Origin of the sequence: Mesorhizobium sp. WSM2561 (genome assembly GCF_000513915.1) — a bacterium.
In the GTDB taxonomy this organism is placed as follows: domain Bacteria; phylum Pseudomonadota; class Alphaproteobacteria; order Rhizobiales; family Rhizobiaceae; genus Mesorhizobium; species Mesorhizobium muleiense.
This window is the reverse complement of sequence record NZ_AZUX01000001.1, coordinates 512847-536296: the sequence shown is the minus strand read 5'-3', so window position 1 is coordinate 536296 and position 23450 is coordinate 512847. Positions and strand designations below refer to the sequence as shown.

At 63.1% G+C, this 23450-nt stretch carries 19 protein-coding genes and 1 pseudogene; 6 read left to right on the top strand and 14 right to left on the bottom strand.

Translation table 11 applies throughout. The features are described 5' to 3' along the window. Positions 1–17: 17 nt before the first annotated feature. The 3 genes from M727_RS35690 to M727_RS0102665 all read right to left on the bottom strand — a co-directional run bounded on the left by M727_RS35690 (position 18) and on the right by M727_RS0102665 (position 2948). Complete coding sequence (locus M727_RS35690; protein WP_051505492.1) at positions 18–1490, bottom strand: extracellular solute-binding protein; 1473 nt, start codon at positions 1488–1490, stop codon at positions 18–20. A gap of 307 nt (positions 1491–1797) precedes the next feature. Further along, entirely contained in the window at positions 1798–2304 is a 507-nt protein-coding gene (locus tag M727_RS0102670) for an SIS domain-containing protein (protein ID WP_051505491.1), read from the bottom strand. Beyond that, complete coding sequence (locus M727_RS0102665; RefSeq protein ID WP_027151362.1) at positions 2289–2948, bottom strand: orotidine 5'-phosphate decarboxylase / HUMPS family protein; 660 nt, start codon at positions 2946–2948, stop codon at positions 2289–2291. Before M727_RS0102665 ends, M727_RS0102670 begins: the two co-directional genes overlap by 16 nt. 218 nt (positions 2949–3166) lie before the next feature. Here M727_RS0102665 and M727_RS0102660 point away from each other — a divergent pair, with 218 nt between their 5' ends. The 3 genes from M727_RS0102660 (at position 3167) to M727_RS0102650 (ending at position 6456) form a co-directional block, all read left to right on the top strand. Then, positions 3167–3808 carry a glucose-6-phosphate isomerase gene (locus M727_RS0102660; RefSeq protein ID WP_027151361.1) on the top strand — a complete coding sequence of 214 codons (642 nt, stop codon included), beginning with the start codon at positions 3167–3169 and terminating at the stop codon, positions 3806–3808. 73 nt (positions 3809–3881) lie between these two features. Further along, positions 3882–4850, top strand: coding sequence for a hypothetical protein (locus tag M727_RS0102655; RefSeq protein ID WP_027151360.1), 969 nt, complete (start codon positions 3882–3884; stop codon positions 4848–4850). Between the two features lie 82 nt (positions 4851–4932). Continuing rightward, positions 4933–6456, top strand: coding sequence for an FGGY family carbohydrate kinase (locus M727_RS0102650; protein WP_027151359.1), 1524 nt, complete (start codon positions 4933–4935; stop codon positions 6454–6456). Positions 6457–6601: 145 nt separating this feature from the next. On the opposite strand, the pseudogene M727_RS35685 reads toward M727_RS0102650, so the two are convergent. The 7 genes and pseudogenes from M727_RS35685 to M727_RS0102610 all read right to left on the bottom strand — a co-directional run bounded on the left by M727_RS35685 (position 6602) and on the right by M727_RS0102610 (position 15152). Next, positions 6602–9063: pseudogene (locus M727_RS35685) on the bottom strand (arsenate reductase (azurin) large subunit). A 14-nt stretch (positions 9064–9077) separates the two neighbouring features. After that, positions 9078–9605: an arsenate reductase (azurin) small subunit gene (locus M727_RS0102640; RefSeq protein WP_027151358.1), complete on the bottom strand. Its 528-nt coding sequence runs from the start codon at positions 9603–9605 to the stop codon at positions 9078–9080. A 151-nt stretch (positions 9606–9756) separates the two neighbouring features. Further along, on the bottom strand, positions 9757–11100 hold the full coding sequence (locus tag M727_RS0102635) for a sigma-54 dependent transcriptional regulator (protein ID WP_027151357.1): 1344 nt from the start codon (positions 11098–11100) through the stop codon (positions 9757–9759). Beyond that, the gene (locus M727_RS0102630; protein ID WP_027151356.1) at positions 11090–12547 is read right to left on the bottom strand and encodes a HAMP domain-containing sensor histidine kinase; all 1458 of its coding nucleotides are present in this window, start codon (positions 12545–12547) and stop codon (positions 11090–11092) included. Before M727_RS0102630 ends, M727_RS0102635 begins: the two co-directional genes overlap by 11 nt. Next, entirely contained in the window at positions 12544–13440 is an 897-nt protein-coding gene (locus M727_RS0102625; protein WP_051505508.1) for a PhnD/SsuA/transferrin family substrate-binding protein, read from the bottom strand. The genes M727_RS0102630 and M727_RS0102625 overlap by 4 nt, the downstream gene beginning before the upstream one ends. A gap of 255 nt (positions 13441–13695) precedes the next feature. Then, complete coding sequence (locus M727_RS0102620; RefSeq protein ID WP_027151354.1) at positions 13696–14289, bottom strand: DJ-1/PfpI family protein; 594 nt, start codon at positions 14287–14289, stop codon at positions 13696–13698. Between the two features lie 161 nt (positions 14290–14450). Beyond that, positions 14451–15152, bottom strand: a complete 702-nt coding sequence (locus M727_RS0102610; RefSeq protein WP_027151353.1) for a GntR family transcriptional regulator — start codon at positions 15150–15152, stop codon at positions 14451–14453. 136 nt (positions 15153–15288) lie between these two features. On the opposite strand from M727_RS0102610, the gene M727_RS0102605 reads away from it, so the two are divergent. The 3 genes from M727_RS0102605 to M727_RS0102595 are packed head-to-tail and all read left to right on the top strand — an operon-like array spanning position 15289 to position 18857. After that, on the top strand, positions 15289–16515 hold the full coding sequence (locus tag M727_RS0102605) for an iron-containing alcohol dehydrogenase (RefSeq protein ID WP_027151352.1): 1227 nt from the start codon (positions 15289–15291) through the stop codon (positions 16513–16515). Positions 16516–16533: 18 nt separating this feature from the next. Further along, on the top strand, positions 16534–18021 hold the full coding sequence (locus M727_RS0102600) for an NAD-dependent succinate-semialdehyde dehydrogenase (RefSeq protein WP_027151351.1): 1488 nt from the start codon (positions 16534–16536) through the stop codon (positions 18019–18021). An 11-nt stretch (positions 18022–18032) separates the two neighbouring features. Further along, positions 18033–18857 (top strand): alpha/beta hydrolase, encoded by an 825-nt coding sequence (locus M727_RS0102595; RefSeq protein WP_027151350.1) that lies wholly within the window; start codon positions 18033–18035, stop codon positions 18855–18857. 55 nt (positions 18858–18912) lie between these two features. Here M727_RS0102595 and M727_RS0102590 read toward each other — a convergent pair whose 3' ends face one another. From M727_RS0102590 to M727_RS0102575, 4 genes are read right to left on the bottom strand one after another with little or no spacing between them, the layout of a single operon-like run. Then, on the bottom strand, positions 18913–19722 hold the full coding sequence (locus M727_RS0102590; protein ID WP_027151349.1) for a formylmethanofuran dehydrogenase subunit C: 810 nt from the start codon (positions 19720–19722) through the stop codon (positions 18913–18915). Then, a complete protein-coding gene (gene fhcD, locus M727_RS0102585) occupies positions 19719–20627 on the bottom strand; it encodes a formylmethanofuran--tetrahydromethanopterin N-formyltransferase (protein ID WP_027151348.1) in 909 nt (302 codons plus the stop codon). The genes M727_RS0102590 and fhcD overlap by 4 nt, the downstream gene beginning before the upstream one ends. Continuing rightward, positions 20615–22246: a formylmethanofuran dehydrogenase subunit A gene (locus M727_RS0102580; RefSeq protein WP_027151347.1), complete on the bottom strand. Its 1632-nt coding sequence runs from the start codon at positions 22244–22246 to the stop codon at positions 20615–20617. Before M727_RS0102580 ends, fhcD begins: the two co-directional genes overlap by 13 nt. Beyond that, positions 22240–23346, bottom strand: coding sequence for a tungsten formylmethanofuran dehydrogenase (locus M727_RS0102575; RefSeq protein ID WP_027151346.1), 1107 nt, complete (start codon positions 23344–23346; stop codon positions 22240–22242). The genes M727_RS0102580 and M727_RS0102575 overlap by 7 nt, the downstream gene beginning before the upstream one ends. Positions 23347–23450 lie beyond the last annotated feature (104 nt).

The window sequence follows — 23450 nt, the reverse complement described above, 5'->3', positions numbered from 1 at the left end:
GTCGTTTGCTTGGCTGCCTATTTGGCGCCGATGGTCGCCTTGTAAAGTTCGAGCTGCTGGTCTTTGCCAACCTCTTCGTTCAGCTCATTCCAGCCTTCCTCGACCGCCGCGACGGTCGCTTCCTTGTCGATTTCGCCGGCGAGGAAGCGCGAGACCGCTTCGTCGAGCACCACCTGCTGGTATTTCTGATTTTGTGGGATGCGCAGGTCGAGGATCATGTTCGGGCTGCTCATGCTGTCATTGATCGCGCCCAGGTAGACTTTGGCCTCCTCCTCGCTCATGCCGGCCTTCTTCCAAAGGTCGCTGTAGCTGAGCTGTGAGGTGCGATACGGGTTGAAGCCGGTGCCGCCGACGGTGACGTCGGCATTCGACTGTGCCGGCTGCGTCATGAACGAGAAGTAGGCATAGGCGGCGTCCTTTACCTTCGGATCGGCCGCCGCGTTGATGCCGCCGCCCCAGCCACCAAAGGCGGCGAATGGCGCATGGTTCACGCCGTCGATCGCGTGCGGGCAGTTTTCCGTCGTGCAGGCCTCTAGCTTGCCGGTGTCCCAGTTCAGGACCTCCTTGGATCCGGGCATGATCGCCGCGCCCCATTTGCCCATCACCTTGGACTGCTTCGGATCGATCGAGATCGTGCCTACATCACCCCAGTCGAGGTTCAGCGCGCAGCGGCCGGAAGCGAAGAGCGGCCGCGTATCGCTGACGTCGAGGTTCAGCTCGTCCGGCGGGCCGTACTTGGTCGATTCAGACAGGAAGTCGAGCGCCTTGCGGAAGGCGTCGTTGTTGACGAGCGGCGTCATGTCCTTGGTGTTGAAGAAGGTGCCCTGGCTGGTTCCCTTGGACTGGGTCATCGAGCCGACCACATCGGTGACGAACCAATAGCTCTGCGCGTTGCGCTTCTTGGCGATGCAGGAGCCGAAATCCGGCGTGCCATCGCCGCTCATGTCCTTGCCATGCGTGGCCTTGGCGACCTCGAGATACTCGTCCCAGGTTTTCGGCACCGCCAGGCCGGCCGCTTCGAGCACATCCTTACGGTAGTACATCATGTGGAAGTCGCCATCGAGCGTGATCATGTAGGTCTTGCCGCTGTACTTCTCGGAGAAATCCCGGAAGAACGCGCCCACATCCTCCTGCTGGATGTCCTTGTCGGCCTCGACCCGCGGCGTCAGGTCCTCGAGGTAGCCGCCGGCAATGTAGTCGACCATCCATTGCGGGGCGAACACGCCGGCGTCGACCGAGTTGGTGCCGCTCGCCCAGTCGGTGAGAATCTTTTGATAGAGATCCGAGAAGGGCACCGCGATGACATTGATCTTGGCGCCGGTGAGCGCTTCGAACTCGGGCGCGCGCCTCTGTAGAGGCTCCTGAATCGCACCGGTCTGCGTAATGACGTTCACGGTAACTCCCGCAAACGGCTTGTCCTGCGCGAAGGCAGGTGCGCCAACCAGCGCGGCAAAAGCCGAAAAGCCGGCCAGAAAGACCCCAATTCTCATCAGACTTCCTCCCGTGTTGACCGGGACATGTTTCTGCGAACCAAGCCGCCGGTATCTCCCCGTCGGTTGCCGTCGCCAGAGCACGGCACCAACGCTTGCCAAGCACAATATCGGCATCGCGCAGCGAGTCCAGTGCCTTGCCGCGACGGAAGGTGAGCTGCCCCGCGGGCTTCCCGGCTAATGCATGTCGCCCAAAAGCGCGCAGCGGTTTTAGCGCGGAGTCGCCAGAAAACCGCTCGATCTTGCCTGGGGAATATTCCACCGCATCGACAATCCCCGTGACCGATGCTCACCACCGTCGGCATGGTCACTGCAAGTTGGTGTGGCGGTGCAACATCAGTCTGTGCGCGTCGGGTATCTGCTGGGCCATGAAGAGCACAATGCTGTCGAGCAGGATGAGGCAGGATTGCTCGAACAGGCTGCCGCCAAACTGTTTCGATTTCTCGACAGGGACATGCAGCGTGACATCGGCAATGCCGGCCAGGGTCCCGGCCGGCTGATGCGTCAGCGCAACGACCTTGGCGCCCTCCGCCTTGGCGATGCGGGCAAAGCCTGTACTGACCGGCGTTTCCCCGGAGCCGGAGATGATCAGCAGCGCATCGCCCTCGCGGATCGATGGCGCCGATACCTCACCGACGAAATGCACCGTTCGGCCAAGATGCATGAAGCGCATCGCACCCATCTGAGCGACAAGGCCGGAGCGTCCCTGCCCGGAAAAGAACCATCGCTGATCGGGGTCATCGAACGCCTGCACCAGCCCTGCAAAGGCGTCGGCGTCGATCCGGCCAAGAACTTCGGTTATCTCCTGTCCCACGGCCAGCCACGGCCTGGATTGGGCAATCTGTCGCGAATCCATCGGGCTACCTCTTTCGGGCTTGCGGATTCTGTGATGGCGCTGCCAACCACGAGGATTTCAGGCTCGACTGCGATCACCGCTTCCAGCGTGTCGGGGCCGATCCCGCCGGCGAGCGAAACCAGAAAGCCGCGATCATGCATCTTTCTCACGGCGTCGATATGTGAGGTGGAGGTGTTGCCTGCCAGCCGCGCATCGGTTGGCGAGTGGACCGCGACATAGCCAAAGCTTTCGGGGAAGACAGCATTCAAGGGAAGCAGTTCTGCCTTGCCCATCTCGGTGATGGTGTCGACGATCACCGTCGCGCCGAAGGCTGCGGCACGTTTTCCCACCGTCTCATGCGTGGCGGACGAAGCACACGAAAGCACCGTCATGAACGCGGCACCGGCGCCGAATACCATATCAGCCTCGAACTGGCCGCCGTCGACGGTTTTGGTATCGGCCAACACCATGACTTCAGGGCAGAGCTCGCGCGCCGTGGCGATGGCCGAGAGGCCGAGGCGTTTCAGCAACGGCGTGCCGATCTCGATAATGTCGGCAAATTCCTTCATCTGCGCGAGCAGGGCCAGGTGCTCAGGCTTGTCGAAGGCGACCTGGAGGAGCAAGGCGGTCTCCTGGATTGCTTAAGACAGCGGATGCGGCATGCCGCCCAACCCACTGTCGTGTGCTTCGTGGTCGAAATCTGCCATAATCCAGCAACCTCCATGCTGGTCTGCATAGGCAGAGCAAATCGTACCCTGCAAAGCAAGTGGTCTTTTCGAAAGCAGGAGGTGCGGGCCAGATCAGCGCCGACGCCACCTGCAATGCAGTATGAGGTAGCCCTTTGACGAGATTGTTTGAGCCCATTGGATGCAAGGTCGACCTGTCGACTGGTGCGATGGGAGATGCAACCGGCAGCTACCAGAAGCGTTTCCGCGATCTGGACGGGCTCTATGCCGACGCCGCGGCCTTCGAAGCCATGCGCGCGACATGGGGCGAGCGCATCGTCTACGAGGTTTCCGAGTTCCGACCGACCGAGCAGTCGGGCGATCTGATTTTCGGCGTCACGCACATGGCGCCCGGCAAGGTCGGCGACGAGTATTTCATGACGCGCGGCCATATCCACAGGCAGGCCAACCGGCCCGAAATCTACTATGGCCAGAAAGGCCACGGTCTCATGCTGATGGAGTCGCCGGAGGGCGAGGTTCGCATCCTGCCGATCGACGCCCAGACCGTCTGTTACGTTCCGCCGTTCTGGATCCACCGCTCGATCAATGTCGGGGAAGGCGATCTGGTGATGCTGTTCTGCTACCCCGCCGATTCAGGGCAGGACTACGAGATCATCGCGAGATCGGGAGGCATGCGCTCGCGCGTGGTCGCCGGCGATGGAGGCTGGAGGCAAGTCGACAACCCGGATTGGCGACCGCGTGACGCAAAGCTGATCTCTGCCCTCTATTGGCAACAATCCGGCACGGCGCCGGCATGAAGGCTCGCTACGAGATCGCTGCTTCATTTAGCATTGCTGCACTGCGCGCGGAGAAAATCCGGGAGAATGGCAAATGAGCCGCTATCGGCCGGCCACCCAGCCGACATTCTATTTTATCGGCGTCACGACGACGAGCAGCTCGATCATGCGGGTTTTCCCGGCATGGGCGCGCCACCTCGGGCTGAAGGAAGCGGATCTCAAAGATGCGGTTCTCAGGGGCATCGACTTTCCACTCCATGCCGATCCGGAGGCCTACCGTGAGGTCGTCTCCTTCATAAAATCCGACCCGCAGTCGCTTGGCGCGCTGGTCACCACGCACAAGATCGATCTTTTCAACGCAGCGCGCGACCTGTTCGATGTGATCGATCCGCACGCCCGCCTGATGCACGAGACCAGTTGCCTGTCGAAGCGGGGCGGAAAACTCGTCTGCCATGCCAAGGATCCGATCTCTTCGGGCCTTGCGATAGACGGTTTCATTCCGGCGGGATATTTTGCGGACACCGGCGCGGAGGTCCTGTCGATGGGCGCCGGCGGATCGACGATAGCGATCACCTGGCACCTGATGCGCAAGCAACGTGGCGCCGACGTGCCTTCGCGCATCATTGTCAGCGACCGTTCGCAGCCGCGTCTCGATGAAATCGATCGCATCCACAGAGACATGACGTCGGCGGTCGAGCTCGAATATGTCCTGGCGGACCGACCAGAGATCAATGACGAGACGTTGGCGGCGCTGAAACCAGGCTCGCTGGTGATCAACGCGACCGGACTTGGCAAGGACGCGCCCGGCTCGCCGATTACCGATGACGGCGTGTTCCCCAAGCGCGGCATTGCCTGGGATCTCAACTATCGCGGCGACCTGATCTTCCTCGACCAGGCAAGGCGGCAGCAGGCCCGACAGCAGTTGCAGATCGAGGATGGTTGGACATATTTCCTGCATGGCTGGACGCAGGTGATCGCAGAGGTCTTCGACATCGCGATCCCGGTGTCCGGGCCGGATTTCGACGCGATGTCGCGCATCGCCATCGAAGCGGTGAAAGGCTGATGCCGTGGGTCTCGTCACGCCGCGCTCGCTCTGACCGATAGACAGAGGATCACATGTTTGCCCATCTCAGGACACTTCCGAAATGAGCGGCGAGCTTTTCCTCGCCATCGACGTCGGCACCGGCAGCGTCCGCGCCGCACTGATCGATGTCGCCGGCAAGATCCTCGAGCTTGCGTCGCGCGAGCACGACCAGATCGTGCCGGAATTCGGCTGGGCCGAACAGCGGCCGCTCGACTGGTGGGAGGGTGCGCGAGCGAGCGTCAAGACGGTGCTGGACCGCGTCGAAGGCGCCCGCGAAAACATCTCTGCCATCTGCGTCTGCGGGCAGATGCACGGGCTGGTCCTGCTCGACGCGCACGGAGCGCCGACGCGCGACACGGCACCGCTCTGGAACGACAAGCGCAGCGTCGATCTCGTCCGTCGCTTCCAGCAAGCGAATGAGCCGGACAGCTACCTGCCCGAAAGCGGCAACACGCCGACCCCGGCATGGCCGGGCTTCAAACTGCAATGGGTCCGAGACAACGATCCCGCCGCATACGCCCGCAGCGCAGTCGCCATCATGCCGAAGGATTACATCAACTACCGGCTGACCGGCGAGATCGCCATGGATACGGGCGACGCGTCCTGCAGCTTCCTGATGAACCCGGAGCGGCTCGACTGGTCGCCGGTGATGATCGAGCGCATGGGTCTCGACGCCGCCAAGCTGCCGCCGATCCGCAACCCGCTGGATGTCGTCGGCCACGTCACCGAACAGGCGGCGCTCGACAGCGGCCTGCGCTCTGGAACCCCGGTGCTGGTCGGTGGCGCCGACTATCCGGTGGCACTGCTCGGCTCAGGCGCCTGTCGCCCGGGAATGGGTTCCGACAGCACCGGCACGGGCGCCATCATCACTGTTATCGCGGAGAAGCCGCTGCTTGACCCGGAAATCTCGAACGTTGCGACGGTCGAAGGCAACTGGGCGCAATTCGTGCTGCTGGAGACCGGCGGCGACGGCATGCGCTGGGCACGCCGTGCCTTCCACGGCAACGCGCTGTCCTATGACGAGATCGTCGCCCGCGCCGCCGAGGCGCCGGCCGGTTGCGACGCGCTGCTCTTCATGCCCTTTCTCACCGGCGAACGCCTGGGGCGCCATCGCAACGCCCGTGCACAGTTCTTCGGATTGGGCGCCGGGCATGGCATGGAGCATCTGCACCGCTCGATCCTGGAAGGCATCGCCTTTGCCATGACGCGCCACATCCGCATCATGGAACAGGCGTCGAACAGGCCGCTGGAGCGCGTCATCGCCGCCGGTGGCGGGGCGCGCACCGAACTCTGGCTGAAGATCAAGGCCAGTGCCTTCAACATTCCGATCCTGGTCCCGCGGGAGCCCGAATGCGGCATTGTCGGCTGTGCCGCGATGGCCGCGACGGCGACAGGCCGCTTCTCGCGCGTCGACCAGGCGGCCGAGCGCTTCGTGAGCTACGGCGCCGAAATCCTGCCGGACCCCGGATGGGCCGAGATCTACAGGCGCACCCAACCGGTTTTCGAGCAGCTCTACCGTCACAGCCAGGCGCTCTACGACGACATCGACGCACTGGCGGCCGCCACGCGGCCGACGCAGCCGTGACGTCTGCGATCGCCTGGCGATCGCACAGGGCTTTGCGCGCATCGGAGACTCAGGTCCTGGCGCTCGGCAATTCCGAGGAGAAGCTCGAGGCCGCCGCTGCCTGATGGCATTGGTCGGCGGCCTGATGGGGCTTGGGAGGGCCGCCTCAGCCGGCCTGATACTCCTGCGACTTGAACGACAGGTGCTTCACGCCTTCCGGGGCATCCGAGATTTTCCGGATGTTCGCCCAGGTCTGCTTGTAGTTCGGCAGGATCAGCTCATTGGTGCCGGCGTTGATGACGTTGCCCTGCACGCCGGTCGGGAATCCGAACAGCATGAAAGTCTCGCCCTTTCTGGCGCTTGGCGTCGGGTAGACCATCGCCTGGGTTGAGCCGCTCTCGTTGTAGACCTCGACGAGGTCGCCGTTCTTCACGCCGAGCTCGCTCATGTCGTCCGGGCTCATCTCGATGAACGGATAGGGCCAGCGGTCCATCACGAATTCGCTCTCCTGGTCCAAAAAGGCATTCTGCCAGACCTGGTTGGCGCGCCCGTTGTTGATGAGGTACTTGTTGTTCTTCTTCTGCTCCTCCTTGCCCGGCGCCTGCAGGCCGCGCCATTGCGCTTCCATGAAGGTCGCCTTGCCGTCCTTTGTCCCGAACTTGCCATCGGTATAAAGACGCTTGGTGCCGACGATCTTGCCATCTTCGAAACCGGTGGCGGGCTCCTGGAAGCCGTTATTGCCCATCGCCTTCAGACGCTCATAGGTAACGAACTCGCCGCCTCCGGCATTTTTGTTGTAGCCGTCCATGAAGGCGTCTTCCTCGGTCTTCCAGTCGTAACCCTTGAACTGGTCGGCATAGGCATTGTCGCCATTTCGCGCACCACTTTTTCCATGTGCTGGGCAAGCCCGGCCGCGATGAGACAGTCCGGCCTGGCGTTGCCGGGCGGGTCCATGTAGCGCTCGACCAGCCGCATGCGACGCTCGCCGTTCATCGACGTCAGGTTCATCTCGCCCGACTCGGCCGCCGGCAGCCAGACATGGCTCGCCGCGCCGATCTTGGACGGGATGATGTCGACGTCGACCGAGAACAGGCCGCCGGCCTTGATGGCGGCCAGGATGGCTTCGACCATCGCCTGCCGGTCGCCATACGCCACCTTGCTCATCGCATCCTTCACGATGTCGGTGCGCTTCTTGTAGACCATGTTGAACTGGTGGGCGTTCAGCGTCGTCTTGTAGTGGTCGCAGGCCCAGATGTGATGAACGCCGCCCTTGCCCTCGATCAGCAGCTTGTCGACATAGGCGGCGGGTCGGCCGACATGCGCATCGGAGGGACGGACATAGCCTTCCTGGTGGCCGCCCATGCGCACGCAGCCGCCACCCTCGCGACCGACATTGCCGGTGGCGAGCGCGACGTTCACCAGCGCGGCATTGGTGCGATAGTTGTCGTTGCCCCAGATAAGGCCCTTCTCATAGGCGAACATGGTGCGTCGACGCTTACCGTCCTTGGGCTCGGCGATCCATGCCGCCGACTGACGGATCTGGTCGACAGTCAGCCCGGTAATCTTCGCCGCGTCATCGAGCGTGGTTTTGTTGGCGGCGAGGGCCTTGTCGAAATCGGTGGTCGACGCGTCGATGAAGGCCTTGTCGACCCAGCCCTTGTCGGCAATTTCGGTCAGCCAGGCATTGAACAGCACCATGTCGGTGCCGGAGTTGATGGCAAGGTGCATGACGTTTTCCTTGCCGGCTTCGGCCTCGGCCGCGTTGACCGACACGGTGCGGCGCGGATCGACGAAGATGATGCGTGCGTTGGCATGCGGTTCGTCCGGAAGCTGCGCCTGTTTTTTCTGCATCGAGGTGCCGCGCAGGTTCGGGACCCAGTGGTTGAGGAAATAGTTGGTCTGCGTCTCCAACGGATTGTTGCCGACCGAGACGAGCGTATCGGCGAGTTCGGCATCCTCGTAGCAGTTGTTCAGCTCACCGACGCCCATGTCGCGGGTCGCATGGACCTCGGAATTGTAGGCCGGCCTGTTGTGGATGCGGATGTTCTTCACCTTCATCGAGCCGAAATAGAGTTTTCCGGTGCCCCAGGTGTTTTCGTAGCCGCCGGCCGAACCGCCGTGATCGAAAACGGAGACGAACAGCCCATCCTCGCCCTGATCCTTGACGACGGCGGCGGTGACACGGGCAACGAGATCGAGGGCATCCTCCCAGGAGGTCGGTTGCATCTGGCCGTACCGCCAGACCATTGGATCGGTGAGACGTTGCTGCTGCGAGCCGCGGGCGGTCGAGTAACGCAGCTCGCCCATGCGGGCGCCGCGCACCGAGCCGAGGCCGGAATTCACCTCGCAGTCGTGGTCCGGCTTGATGACGATGTGGACGTCCTTGCCGTCCTGCTTGACGATGTTGTACATCGACGGCGCGTACCAGGCGTCGGTCTCGGCGGCCTGCTGCTCGGACAGCTCGACGCCGAACACGTTCGAGGCGGCATCGGTGCCACCCTGCTTGTTGGTCGGCCAGGTGTAGGCGTGATAGCCGCAGCCGACGATGCAATAGTGGCAGGTGACGTTGTGTTTCTTGGCATCCGCCGGAATGATCGGCAGGCGGTCGATGTGACGTTTGTAAGCCATGATCCGATCCTCCCTTAAAGCACGTTGCTCAAACGGCCGTAGAGCAGCTCGTCCAGGCCCTCGGCATAGATGTCGCCCTTGTCGTCAATGCGGAGCGCATATTGCGGCAGGTTGGCGGTCGACTGCCCCCAGATCTGTTGCCCGCCGGCATCCGCGTCGAAGCGCGAATAGTGACCGGGGCAATTGAAGGAGTGGTCTTCGGCGTTGTAGTTGAGCGGGAAGCCCTTGTGCGGGCAGATGGTCGAGAAGCCGACGATGTCGCCGTCAGGACCGGCGCCGCCTTCCACTTTCATTCCAAGCTTCAGCAGCACACCGGGCGCGTTCTCATCGGGGTAGCCGACATCGAAAGGCTCGTTTGGTTTCAAATCGGCTATGTTGGCCAGCTTGTTCGACGGGTATTCGACCAGCGCCAGACCGGGTGCAGCCTTGGTCTCAGCTTGTACCGGCAGCGCCACCGCGGTGGCCATGCCGGCGGCGGCGAATGCCCCTCCCCTCAAGAATTGACGGCGGCCGACGTCGACCAGCCTGTTGCAGCGATCCATGCATTCCTCCCATTGGCGAAATCGTCGCAAGCGGTCTTGCAACGCCTGTGCCAACCGAAGAAGTCACCGATTTCATTGGAGAAACTGCTGGAAAGCCAGCGCCAAGAGGCCTGCATGTTCGAAAATCCGGACATGCTGCACTGCCGAAGGTTCAGGAAGTCGAACGCGCCCGATCGGCAACGCCGAGTCGCGTCATCTTCTCCCAAAGCGTCGTTCGCGAGATCGCCAGCAACCCGGCTGCTTTTGCGATCTGACCGCCGGTTTCGTCCAGCGCCCGCTCTATCTGCCGCCGCTCCGCGGCATCGCGAACATCGGCCAGCGGCACGAATGCAGCATTTGCGGGCTTTGTTGTCCGCTCCGGGAACAGGTCGCCGGGCATGATCCATTCACTGGTCGACAACGCCACCGCCCGCTCGACACGGTTTCTAAGCTCCCGCACATTTCCGGGCCAGGGATAGGCGAGTGCGGCCTCCTCGGCCAGCGCGCTGAAACCCCGGATCCGGGTGTCGGATCGGGTCGCTGCGTTTTCAAGGAACCTGTCGAGCAGCCAGGTGATGTCCTCATGCCGCTCGCGCAGCGGTGGAATCGTCACCGGCAGGACCGCGAGGCGAAAATACAGGTCTTCGCGGAAGCTCGACCGGCCATCGCGTTGGCCGAGGTCGCGATGCGTGGCGGAAACCACCCGTGCACCAAACGTGCAGGGCGTCTCGCCGCCGACGCGATTGAAACTGCCATCCTCTATGAGCCTGAGCAGTTTTGCCTGAAGCGGCATTGGCATGTCACCGATCTCGTCAAGGAACAACGTGCCTTTTCCGGCCCGTTCGGCGTATCCGAGATGCCGCTGTTGCGCCCCGGTAAACGCCCCTTTCTCGTGACCGAAAATCTCGCTTTCCAGCAGTTCGGCCGGGATCGCCGCACAGTTCACGGCGATGAACGGCTCCAGGCGCCGAGGTGAGACCTCATGCAGCAGGCGGGCCGCCACTTCTTTCCCGCATCCGGTCTCGCCGGTGATCAGCACCGGAAGATCGTGGCCCGCATAACGACGCAGCAGGTCTTCGGCATGCTGGATGGCCGGGGACTCGCCGAGGAAATAGCCGTTGAGACGAAGCTGGCTATGCGTTGTCCGCCGCGCGGCATCGATTCTGCGCAGGAATTCATCCATCGCGAACGGCTTGGTCATGAAATCGACGGCGCCGGATCGCATCAACCGGACAGCCTGGTCAACCTCGCCATGGCCGGTCACGAAGACAAAGGGCGGCGAATTCGGCAAGTTGGCAAGCTCGCTGAAAACCACTTCGCCCGAAATATCCGGGAGGCGGACGTCACATATCACCAGATCGAGGCAACCGCAGAGGCCTTCAATTCCGGAGATGGCATCTCGCCCTGACTGCCACCAATTCACCTGCCAGCCCTCGAGCTCGAGGCGCTGGACGATCGACCCGCCCATGACGGGATCGTCCTCGACGAGGCCTATCCGGGCGCGCTCAGGCGGCATGGGCTTTGGTGTCCTCCCTGTCGAAGGGAATTGTCAGCGTGACCGCCGTCCCTCCCCCTCTTTTGGCTGCGATACTGGCACGTCCGCCGAGATCGTCAACCACGCGGCGGACCATCCAGAGGCCGAGGCCACGCCCCGCGCGTACGGCCGGACCGGGGTCCTGGTCGATGAGGATCCCCGCGATGTCGGCCGGCATTCCGGTGCCCTGGTCGCCAATTTCGATGTGCAACCGGTCTTCCCGGCTCATCGCCGTCAGCGAAACCGTCCCGTCTTCCGGAGTGATTGCGCTGGCATTGAGGAGCAGGTTGAGGACTGCCTGACGGACCGGACCGCCTCGGATGGGCAATTCCCGCGCACCGTTCCATGCGACGCTCCAATCCAGCCGCTGCCGCTTGCGGCGCAATTCCGGCTTGAGCAACAGGCGGACATCGTCCAGATCGGCGGCCGTCATCGGGCGCTGCGATCGTTCTGGCCGATATGTCGCCAGCGCGGCCTCGACCACGTCGCGAATGCCGGCAAGGCCGCGCTCGATCAGGCTGATCGATGTGTCGCGAACACCGGGGGTTTCGCCATGGGTCTTCAACGTATCCAGTGCGTTGAACAAGCCGCCAAGCGGATTGTTGATCTCGTGCGCCATGCCGGAAGCGAGACGCCCGAGGCTCGACAGCTTCTCTTCCTCGGCGAGTTGCATGGCGAAGTTCGCGCGCTCACGCTCGGCATGGACAAGGGCGTTGTAGCCGCGGAACAGGCCTGCGACTTCGGAGTCCCCGGCCGGGATTTCCCGGCACGAGATCGGTTCGGCCGCGCCATGCGCTGCCGCGCGCATGTGATCCTCCAGCACCCGCATCGGGCCGATCATCTGCCTCACCAGCACGAAGCCGCCCAGCGCGAACAACGCGGCAAGGACGCCATTGGTAATGAGCAGGGTGACCAATATCTCGCGCCGCTCGGCAAAGAGATGCGAAACATCGAATGTGGCGTGGATGGTGCCGATCGGCTGGCCCTGATAGACGAGATCGCGGTGGGCGAACCCGGTCAGTCTGGCCTCGTCGATGGTGACGACATCCGGCCCATAGCGATTGCGGTAATCGGCCGACAATTCGGAATAGGTCGCGATCCGGTTCGGATCGCTCGCTGCGAGCACCTTGCCGTCTGCGCCGGTCACCACGGTTTCGATCGGAGCGAGCGATTTATACGACGCCGAGGACCTGTCGAGCGCGTCGAACACCTCCCAGACGTCGGCCCGCAACACGGCCGGCACGACCGCTGACGAAAGCCCGTCCAGATAGGTCTCGGCAAGACCGTTGAGGAAGCTCTCCTGTGTCCGCGACAACCGGCTGAGCACGCGCTCGGAAATGGCCGCACTGATGACCACCATCAGCAAAGCGACAAGGACCGGCACACGGTAGGAGACGGGAATCGATCGGAAACGCCAAAACAGTTTCATCCGAACTGCCTCACGGTTTCCACCTTGGCCGCAATCGCGTCGAAGTGCGACGGACCGGTTGCCACGAACCCGTCCAGACGAAGCAGGGCAAGGACCTTGCGACCCTCGGCATCGTCATGCATGGAAATCAAGGCCAGCTGCAACGCCCTGACGCGTCGATCGTTGGCGACGGACTTCGGCGACGCGATTGGCGGAAAGCCCAGCCATTCCGACTTGCGCACGATCCTGGTCTGCTTCACCAGGTCCGGCTCGGTCTCGCGCATGACCTCGTAGACATAGCCGTCGACACTGCCCGACTGAGCGAGGCCGGAGGCGACGGCCCTGATGACGTTTCGGTGGCCATAGGTGAAAAAGCTGCGCGCGAAAAAGCTGCCGGCAAGCTGGCGGTTCTCCGCAAGCAGCGCCCGCGTCACCAGAAAACCCGAATTCGAATCAGGATCCGAGAACGCATGGACGTCGCCTTTCAGTCCGGTCCAGTCATCCGCTTTACGATCGGCCGAAGCGATCAGGTAGGACTGGTAGAGCGGCTTGCCGTGCCAGACCGGGGCCGCGACAAGGTCGAGATCGGCCTTGAACTGCACGTAGGGATAGCCGCAGATCCATGCCGACTGGATCTGGCCGGAAACCAGCAGCGCCGTGATCTCCTGATAGGTGCGGCGCGTGACGAGTTCGACCTGGCCACCGATCCTGGCGCTGAGATAACTGCGCAGATGGCCAAGCAGTTCGAGATCGTTCGAGAGGAAGACCGGCGTCAGGCCGAATTTGAAACTCTCTTCTTCGGCGCCAAGCGCAACGGGGGCGAAGACCGCACCCGAAACGGCGGCCGCAATCAGATCACGCCGTGTGATCGGAACGCCGTCGGTGGCCCTGTGCGGGTTGCCTAGGTTCCTCAACAATTGCCTCCCGACCGGAGCGGGAGCGCGCCCGGTCGATCCGATCGTATCCGAAAATGCAGAGGTCTAGGAGCTGCAAAACGAAGCCGTATTTTGGGCCGAGTTTTGAAGCGAGCCGACGCATCCCGTCTGGGATGCGTCGGACGATTGACTCAATGCATGTCGCGCAAAAGTGTGCAGCGGTTTTTGCGATAACGACATGCAAAAACAACAACCTAAAGCGCGTCGCATGAGGCCGGTCAAACGTGACGCGCTTTAGGTGTGGCGGATCTCCGTCCCCAGCACCTTCAGGCACTCGCGGATGAACGCGGCAAGTGCGGTCCAGCCCTTTGCCGAGACCATCGTTCCGTCGACATAAGCCTCGGTCGGGGACAGGTCGATATAGGTTCCACCGGCGAGGGTCACTTCCGGCTCGCAGGCGGCCAGCGCACCTACTTTCTTGCCACGCACGACGCCGTCGACGGCGATCAGGATCTGGACGCCATGGCAGATCGTAAAGATCGGCTTCTGGTTTTCGTGGAAATGGCGGACGATCGCCTGCACGCGCTTATCCGTGCGGATGTACTCGGGGCCGCGGCCGCCCGCGCAATAGACGGCATGATACTGGTCGAGCTGTCTTTCCGCCTCCGAAAAGGTTTTGTTCAGCAAAGCATAGTGGCCGGGTTTTTCGGTGTAGGTCTGGTCACCTTCGAAATCGTGAAGCGACGTCTTGATCAGGTCGCCAGCGCTCTTGTCAGGACAGACAACGTGGACGATGTGGCCGACCGCCTCCATCGCCTGCTGATAGACGAAGATCTCGTATTCTTCGGTAAATTCACCGGTCAACATCAGTATTTTCTTGCCTGGCATGGTCGGTTCCTCGTTTTGTGAATGGAAGGCGGGCGGGCATTGCACGCGCCCGGCGGCGCGGGTCTCAGAAATCCGGGATGTCCCCGGCGTTTGCTTGCCTGATCAACGGTGCATACAGCTTGACCGCGCCGCTCCCGACGGTGACGAACATCGTGCCAGCCTCAATCGAACGCCGGCAGCAAACGATCACGAGAATGCTCGATATGACGGCGCATCGCCTGTTCCGCCGCAGCGGGGTCGGAGGCGGCGAAGGCGGCCAGGATGGCCTGATGCTCGTCGAGCGCTTCCTCGGTGACGCGCGAATGGAACATCAGGCGGAAGATGTGGAAGTGCGTATGCTGGAACGCGAGGGTCTCGCGCACGAGGCCATTGTCTGCAAATTCCATGATCCGGTCGTGGAAAATGGCGTCCTGCCGCGCGAAGTTGGAGTAACGCAGGCGTTCATCCTTGCCTTCGCGGCGCGCCATGCCGCCTGCGGACTCCTCAAGCACCGCAAGTTTCGTCTCATCCATCAATGCGGCTGCTTTGGCCGCCGCATGCGGCTCGAGCAGCAGGCGAAGCTCATAGAGTTCGTCAAATCGGCGCCTGGTTATCTGCGGCGCGGCGCGGTAGCCGATCAAATGTGTCTTCAGCACAAGGCCTTCGCCTTCGAGGCGGCCAAGCGCTTCACGGATCGGCGTGTGGGATACGTCGAGTTCCTTGACCAGACTGTCGACGGTGATCCGTGAGCCAGGCGCGATCTTCAGCGACATGAGTTGCGCGAAGATCGCTTCATAGACGTCCTCCACCAGGCTGGTGGATCGCTGGATGCGCCCGCTGGCGGGGTCGACTTCTCGGGAATTGCTTGCGTTCGTGACCTGCATCTTTGCCTCTTGACAGGATCACTGACTAACACGATGCTTCGCTCAATACAATCCTATATCCTATACGATTTGATAGAGGATACCTTCGGAACTCGGCGAACTTCGCCTTTCCACCATCATCGAGGGACGCAAGACCATGAGCCTTTTCGCTGCCATAAGGCTGCCGCGTGAAATCCTTTTCGGTAAGGGCCAGCGCCATGTCATTGCAACCGTTGCGGCAAGGCTCGGCCATCGCGCTCTCGTCTGCACGGACGAGCGCTTTGCCGCAACTGTCGCCTTCGCCGAGATCATGGCGGCGCTCGAGGGCGCATCGATCGCTGTGCTGGTGCACGACCGTGTGCAGCCCGATGTGCCGCGCGACACGGTTGCCGTCTGCGTCGAGGAGGCGCGGGATTTTGCGCCCGACATGGTGATCGGCATCGGCGGCGGCAGTTGTCTCGACATGGCCAAATGCGCCGCGTTGCTCATCAGCCACGGCGGCCTGCTCCAGGACTACTACGGCGAGTTCAAGGTGCCCGGTCCGACGCTGCCGCTGATCGCGGTGCCAACGACAGCCGGCACCGGCTCGGAAGTGACCCCTGTCGCGGTGATCTCCGATCCGGATCGCACCATGAAGGTAGGCATCTCCAGCCCGCATCTGATCGCGGCAGCCGCCATCTGCGACCCGGAACTGACGATGACATGTCCCCCGGGGCTGACGGCGATCGCCGGCGCAGACGCGCTGACCCATGCGGTCGAGGCTTTCACCGCCGCCAGGCGCGGCACCGACCCCGGCCTGCCGCAACAGCATGTCTTCATCGGCAAGAGCGCGCTGACCGATCATTTTGCGCTGCTCGCGATCAAGCTGCTTGGCCGCAGTCTCGAGAAGGCCTGCCGCGCCCCCGCCGACGAGGACGCTCGCGCCGATGTGATGATGGGCGCGCTTGCAGCCGGCTGCGCGTTCGGTACCGCCGGAACGGCGGCGGCGCACGCGGTGCAATATCCGGTCGGCGCGCTTACCCACACCGCTCACGGGCTGGGTGTCGCCACCATGCTGCCGTATGTCATGAAGTACAACCGGGCCGCCGCGGCCGCCGAGATGACCGAGATCGGCCTTGCCCTTGGTCTCGACGGCAGGGACCGGAGCACCGCCGAGATGGCCGACGCGACGATCGACGAGATCGGCCGGCTGTTTGCAGCGATCGGGATCACGCCTACGCTGGCCAGGCTCGGGCTTCCCGCCGACAAGCTCGATTGGACGGCCGAACAGGCGCTCGGCATCGACCGTCTCATCAAGAACAATCCGCGTCCTTTCGATCCGGCAGCCATGCGCGGCCTGATCCAGGCCGCCTATGATGGCGACCTCGCCGCCTGTGTCAAGTGAGCAACCGAGGAGCAGGCCATGAACATATCTCATCAGCTGCTGGAGGACGAGCAGGACACTGCCGGCTTCCATAGATTCTCCCACGGCTTGTATATCGCCGGCCAATGGCGGCAATCCGCCGACGGCAGGGAAATCCAGGTCGTCGACCCCTCCACCGAGGCGGTGATCGCCGCCGTTCCCGATGCGACGATCGAAGATGCAACGGCCGCCGTCGAGGCTGCGGCCAAGGCCGCCGATGGCTGGCGCACGACGGCGCCCCGCAAGCGCTCCGAAATCCTCAGAAATTGCTTCGAGCTGATGACGCAGCGTTGCGAGACGCTGGCCACCTTGATCTCGCTGGAAAACGGCAAGGCACTGCGGGACGCGCGTGGCGAGATCGCCTATGCCGCGGAATTCTTTCGCTGGAATGCCGAGGAAGCCGTTCGCATCACCGGCGAATTCGGGATGGCGCCTTCCGGCACCAACCGGATTGTCGTCGACTACGAGCCGATCGGCATCTGTGTCCTTGTCACACCCTGGAATTTTCCTGCCGCCATGGCGACGCGCAAGATCGCGCCCGCCCTGGCTGCCGGGTGCCCCGTGATCTTGAAGCCGGCCAGCGAGACCCCGCTCACCGCCTACGCGCTCGCCGCGCTCTATGAAGAAGCGGGTGTCCCACCCGGGGTTGTCAACGTTCTGACAACCTCCAATCCCGGCCCGGTGACGGCGGCGATGCTGGCCGATCCGCGGGTGCGGAAACTCTCCTTCACCGGCTCGACTTCTGTCGGGCGCGTTCTGCTGGCCGAGGCCGCAAAGCACGTGGTTTCGTGCTCGATGGAACTTGGCGGCAACGCGCCATTCCTTGTGTTCGATGACGCGGACCTCGACGCCGCGGTCGATGGGGCGATGGTGGCGAAGATGCGCAACGCCGGCGAGGCCTGCACTGCTGCAAACCGCATCTATGTCCAGTCCGGCGTTTACGATGCGTTTTGCGAAAGCCTCGCCAGGCGGATGTTGGCACTCAAGGTCGGCGCCGGCACGGACGCGGCCACGGAGTGCGGGCCGATGATCACCCGGAAGGCCGTCGACAAGATCGACCGTCTGGTCAACGATGCCGTCGCCCGTGGCGCGCGGGTGCTGTGCGGAGGCAAGGCAGGCTCGGGAACGGGATACTACTATCCGCCGACCGTGCTCTGCGACGTCGCGGCCGAGGCGGAGATGGCGCACGAGGAAATTTTTGGGCCGGTGGCGCCGATCTCGAGGTTCGAAACGGAAGCCGAAATCATCGCGCGCGCCAACGACACCGAATACGGTCTTGCCGCCTACATCTACACGCGCGATCTTGCGCGTGGAATGCGGGTGGCATCCAGGATCGAAGCCGGGATGGTCGCTCTCAACCGCGGCTTGGTGTCCGATCCGGCAGCACCGTTCGGCGGGGTCAAGCAGAGCGGCCTCGGCCGCGAGGGCGGCCAGCATCACGGCATTGCCGAGTTCATGGAGGCGAAATACCTCGCCATCAGCATCTAAGCGGAGGAAGAGTGCAAAGCGATCCGTTCCGCATCCGCGACCATGTCGCCGATTTCGATCAAATCGTCCAGGACATCGTTCGCCGCAGCGAGGCCGTCCGCGCAACCATCCCGATGACTGCGGACATTGCCTATGGGCCGGATCAGACCGAAACCATCGACCTGTTCTTTCCCCCGGGCAAACGAAGCGGCCTGCCGGTGCACATGTTTATCCATGGCGGCTACTGGAGGATGTTCTCCAAGCGCGACTACTCATACGTCGCAGCGACGATTACCCAGGCCGGCGCGATTGCCGTCATCGTCGACTATGCTCTGATGCCCAAGGTCAGGATGGCGACGATCGTCGACCAGGTGCGCCGCGCCAAGCAGTGGGTTCTGGCCCATATCGCCGACCATGGCGGAAACCCGGCAGACCTCACCGTCAGCGGCCATTCGGCCGGAGCACATCTTTCAACGTTCCTGTTCGACAGCGAGCATAGCCCTTCGAATGTGCGGGCAGCCCTTCTGCTCGGCGGGCTCTACGATTTGAAACCGCTCCAGGACTCCTTTCTCGCCAACGAAATTGCAATCACCGATGAGGAAGTCGCCAGGTTTACACCGCTTGCCCATCGGCATGATCCTCAAACCAGGGCGATGGTTCTGGTCGGAGCCAACGAGACGCCGCCTTTCCATCAGCAGGCAGATCGATTCAAAGAGCACCTGCTGCAGCAGGGTTCGCCGGTAACGTCGCTTGTTCTCGCCAACCGCAACCACATGGACAGTGTCAGCGATATCGGCATGCCCCGGAGCCAGGCGGGTGATTGCCTGACGAAACTGATTGCCAACGACGATCGTTGACCCAGCAGACATGCCGGCCATGGCGGGTTAATCGCAATGGCGTCAGCAGCACGCCTCAGCGAGGGAAAAGAACCTCACCCATTCCAAGCACTGCGTTGTCACCGCCGTATTTCTGCGGCGCGTTGCCCAGCAGCGGCCGCTTCAAAATACCCTCGGCGATCAGATGGCGATCGATGACGGCGGCGAAGACGCTCTCCGGCGCGCCGCATTCGACGAAACTCGGCGACAGGCTTTTCGGCGCGCGATCGAGCAGGATCGAACCGCGACGCATCAGATAGCCGGGCATCTCGCCGCTGCCGCCGGCCACCACCAGCGTGCCGGCGATCATGCGGCTGCCGGCATTGTCGCCCAAGCCTTTCAGCACGGCGATCAGGCCGCGCCGCATGCGGTCCGCGGCAAAAGCGCCGGCTTTGCCCCTGACGATCAGCACGCCGCCATTCATGCCGGCCAGTTCCCCGGCGAGCGGCGCCCCAAGGTGATCGCCGGCGTTGCCTGTTATTTCAAGCCTGCCGCCGCGCATGCCGGAACCGGCATGCGGGCCTGCATTGCCTTCGATGGTGAGCGTGCCGCCGCGCATGGCGCGCCCGGCCTGGGCGCCGGCATTGCCGACGACGCGAACCGAACCGCCCCGCATGCCTTCCGCCACGCGATCGAGGCGCGCGCTGCCACCTTCGAAGACGATGTCCAGCGGATCGTTGCCGGCGACGCGAAAGATATCGCCGACCTTCGATCCATGCTTCGACGTGCCTATCTGGATTTTTTCGATATCGCGCCTTTCGATCCCGGCAAGCCGCTCCGGCGTCAGCTGCGACAGGTCAAGGCGCTCGGGCGGCTCGGCGACAAGGGTGAAGGTCAGCGCTTTCACGGCAGCATATCCTTCAGCGAATAGATGAACTTGCCGAGCTTGCCGCCGTAATTGCCGGCGCTTATGCGAACCGCGCCTCGCTTCGGCCCAAGCTCGATGACGGCCTTGATGCCGGCCTTCATCGCGGCGGCAACGGCATCGTTGGTCTCGCCGTCGATGACGATTTCCAGGACGGCGTTGATGTCGGCACCGAGCTCACTCCTGACGACACCGCGCAGTGTCGGCGCATAGGCTTCGTTGGCCGAGGCGATCATGCCCTTGTATTTACCACCGATCTTGGAACCCGAACGAGCGATGCCGCCTGGAAACGGCACGATCGCGCCCGGCACCAGGCCGATCGCGGCAACGGCGGCCTCGGCAGCATTCAAGGCCCTGGCGCTGCTTTCAGCCATGACGAAGAAATTGCCGCCGCCGACGGCAGCCTTCGTCAGCCCGGTCGTCGCTTCGCACAGGAATTCGCCATCCATGACGGGAACGCGCCAAAAATGCCTGCCGCCGATTTTCTTGGAGATCTGCCAGCCGTCGCCAAAATAACGCAGCGCCGAACCGAGCTTCAGCTCGGCGCTGCCCTGCAGTCCGGCGAAGCAGGCGGAACCCGGCGAGGTCAAGACACACTGGCCGACGCGGTTGAGCAGTTGTTTCTGCAGTTCGTCTGTTCCCATCGCAAAGATCATCACGCGGCAGCCGGGCCGGCCATCCGGTGTGGCCGATGGCGCCAGTTCGACATCGATTGCCGCTTCGCAGCCGCAGCCGATCACCGAGGTGGCAAAGCCGGTCATGGTGATCGCCGCCTGGCGCGCCCATTTCCGGTTCGGCGCGGTGATGATGATGGCGGTCGCGCGCATGCCGAAGGCCTCGGCAAAGGTATCGTCGATCACTATCCCATTTACGCTCACGTTCGGCATGCAACCTCGCCGAATGGCTGTTCGCGCGCGATCGCCGATTCCGGGAAATTGAACCAGTCCAGCGACAGGCCGTAGCGCTGCTGGTGATAATCCTCCAGGCGCCGCAGCATCGCCTTGTCCGGCGGCGGATTGAGCCTGAGCGCCTTGCCCCAGCGGTAATGGGTGATCTCTCCGCCCTGCACGACGAGATCGCCATCCTTGAAGACATACGCCGCCTGCCCCAGCATTTTCGCGATATTGTCGTCCCTGCGGTAGACAGCGATGTCGGCTGTCGCGCCGGCGCCGAGATGGCCTCGATCCGTCAGCCCGAGCAGCTTGGCCGGGGCAGCACGCGTCATGATGGCGATTTCCTCGAACGTGTATTCGCGGTCGATTGCGGCCAGGGTGGAGAGCGCCATGGCGGATTTTGGAAGTCCGGCAATCATTTCGGTGCGCGCTTCCCGGCTCATCAGCAGCTCGAACAGGGCCGGATAGGCGGTAAAGGGCGCGCCGTTGGGATGATCGGTGGTGAAGAAGACACGCCACGGATCGTCGATCAGGAGAAAAAGCTCAAGCCCGATCGCCCACTGCATCGTGCCATAAAAATCCTTGCCATAGCGGTAGGGCACGATGCCGCCGCCATTGCCGTCGCCGTCATAAATGACGGATTTCTTCGGCTGCGCACTGCCACGCGCCGAAAACTGCCGCATGACGTCGGAGGAGACGGTGACCGTCTGGCCGAACATCACCTGGCCGATATCGATGGTGACTTCCGGCGTCGCGTTGACCAGTTCGGCAAGGCGCGCCGCGGCCGAGGAAAACCTGCGCTTGCCTTCCGTGCCGTAGCCATAGAACTGGAGATGGGCGAGGTGCAGCGGCAATCCTTCCGCCGCCGCGATCGTCGCGGCCGCCGTGTCCGCCGATCCGGGGCTGCCCAGATTGTTGCAATGGACATGCAGCGGATGCGGGACGCCGAGACTGGCGACGGCGGCTTGTAGCGTCTTGACGATCTTGCGCGAGCTGACGCCATAGGAAGGCACCACATCGTCCAGCGAGAAGGTGCGGACGTTTTCCTTGAAGGCGGCCGCCGCGCCGGCATTGATCACCTTGACCCCAAGCGCCCGCGTCGAGGCGACCGTCCAGGCGACATAGTCCTCGATCATTTGCGAGGAGGCGTCGTCGCGGATCATCGACAGCAGGAAATCGTCGTTGCCGAGAATGGCCAGCGTCGCCTTGTCGATGATCGGGATGTCGGCCAGTTCGAGATGGGTGTGAAGTGCGGCTCCCGGCGACATCGCCGGCTCGACAACCGTGGTGAAACCCATCTTGGCGTAGAGGCAGCCGGTCTGGAAGGTCGACCAGCCGGCATTGGAGAGCGGCGTCGTCGCCGGCCGCGCCTGGTGTGCGGCGTGCTGCTCCGGCAACAGCAACCGTGCCGTATTCACGTTGCCGCCGCCGATGTGGGAATGGATGTCGATGGCGCCCGCCATCACGATGCAGCCGGCAGCGTCGATGGTCCGGTCGGCAGCGCCACCCGCCGGCGCCGCAACGATCTGGTCGTCGCTGATCCACAGGTCGCCCTTGCCGAGACGGCTGTTGACCGGATCGATGATGTCGCCGCCGGCGATTTTCGTCAGCATGGCAACGCCGCCTCGGCGGAGACATGACTGGCAACCAGCCGGATAACAGTCGCAGCAGACGGCAGTTCGGACGCCGCTCGCGCATCGACCGACCGCAGTGAACCGGTGCGGCTGGAATAGGCCACCGCCTGGTGATCGACGCCTGCTTCGCCGATGGCGATGGTGACCGCAGCACCCGCGACCGGCTCATGCGTTTTCGCCAGGGCGATCAGCGCCATGCGGTTCCTTTTCTTCTGCGGCTGGACAATCGAGGACGAGATCCGCAGGTGCAGGTCGACTTCGCCGGCAGCGATCATGCGCGCGACATCGTAGCGCCAGGGATCGAATTCCGGGAAGCCGCGCGCAAAGCCGGTGCGCAGCGGAAAACCGGTCATCCAGGTCGAGGCGAGCGCGCTTCCCCAGCCATTTTCGCTCGCCGGCAGATGCAGGCCGGATGCGCGTGACTTGCGGTTGAGATCGGTGATCAGCCCTTGCAGCATCCCCAGCGCCAGCCCGTCTGTTGCGTCGCCTGAAAACAGGAAGACGGGAAAATGCGCAGCCTCCAGGGCTTTGGCGAAATCGTCGAAATTCGACACCGGCTGCGATGTCTGGCGCCCCCTCCACTGCGCCCTCAGTGCCGCCAGCGTCGCGCCGAGGCCTGCCTCGCCGCAGGACAGCAGCGTCGCCGTCCGCCCGTTGCTCAACCGCGGCGCAGACGTTTCTTTCGACCCGACCAGAAAGATCTCGCGCTGATTCTTGGCCGAGAGATCGGGGGCCGAGAGATCGGGAACCGTCTCGGCAAGCTCGCCGACAAATTGATGATGGATCTGCGGGAGTTCGCCGACGATCACCACGACATCGGCGCGCCGGCGCGTCTCGCCGGGCGCGACGGTCATCGCGCCTTTGTCGGTAAAAAGAGCGGCCTCCCGGGAAACTGCCGCGCCATCGGCATGATCATATGCCGCGCCAACCCGCTCAGCCAGCGCGATCGCCGCCCTGGTGCCGTGTATATCCGTATCCAGGCTGAAAACCGGGCACCGGCTTGACCCCAACAGCGCGGCGGCATGTGCAGCCGCGCGCTCGACCAGCGTTTCCCGGTTGCCGATCCAAGCAACCGCCATTCACTACGCTACTTTCTGGTGCCGGCCCGATCCTAGACGAAACTGGATTGGCCGTGAACCCCGCCTGTCAGCAGATTAGCGAATGTTTTCTTACGCCATCAACA

Excerpts from the sequence above, each read along its gene's own strand:
- M727_RS35690 (WP_051505492.1), bottom strand. The coding sequence starts at position 1,490 with ATGAGAATTGGGGTCTTTCTGGCCGGCTTTTCGGCTTTTGCCGCGCTG.
- M727_RS0102655 (WP_027151360.1), top strand. The coding sequence starts at position 3,882 with ATGAGCCGCTATCGGCCGGCCACCCAGCCGACATTCTATTTTATCGGC.
- M727_RS0102650 (WP_027151359.1), top strand. The coding sequence starts at position 4,933 with ATGAGCGGCGAGCTTTTCCTCGCCATCGACGTCGGCACCGGCAGCGTC.
- M727_RS0102640 (WP_027151358.1), bottom strand. The coding sequence starts at position 9,605 with ATGGATCGCTGCAACAGGCTGGTCGACGTCGGCCGCCGTCAATTCTTG.
- M727_RS0102635 (WP_027151357.1), bottom strand. The coding sequence starts at position 11,100 with ATGCCGCCTGAGCGCGCCCGGATAGGCCTCGTCGAGGACGATCCCGTC.
- M727_RS0102630 (WP_027151356.1), bottom strand. The coding sequence starts at position 12,547 with ATGAAACTGTTTTGGCGTTTCCGATCGATTCCCGTCTCCTACCGTGTG.
- M727_RS0102620 (WP_027151354.1), bottom strand. The coding sequence starts at position 14,289 with ATGCCAGGCAAGAAAATACTGATGTTGACCGGTGAATTTACCGAAGAA.
- M727_RS0102610 (WP_027151353.1), bottom strand. The coding sequence starts at position 15,152 with ATGCAGGTCACGAACGCAAGCAATTCCCGAGAAGTCGACCCCGCCAGC.
- M727_RS0102605 (WP_027151352.1), top strand. The coding sequence starts at position 15,289 with ATGAGCCTTTTCGCTGCCATAAGGCTGCCGCGTGAAATCCTTTTCGGT.
- M727_RS0102600 (WP_027151351.1), top strand. The coding sequence starts at position 16,534 with ATGAACATATCTCATCAGCTGCTGGAGGACGAGCAGGACACTGCCGGC.
- fhcD (WP_027151348.1), bottom strand. The coding sequence starts at position 20,627 with ATGCCGAACGTGAGCGTAAATGGGATAGTGATCGACGATACCTTTGCC.
- M727_RS0102580 (WP_027151347.1), bottom strand. The coding sequence starts at position 22,246 with ATGCTGACGAAAATCGCCGGCGGCGACATCATCGATCCGGTCAACAGC.
- M727_RS0102575 (WP_027151346.1), bottom strand. The coding sequence starts at position 23,346 with ATGGCGGTTGCTTGGATCGGCAACCGGGAAACGCTGGTCGAGCGCGCG.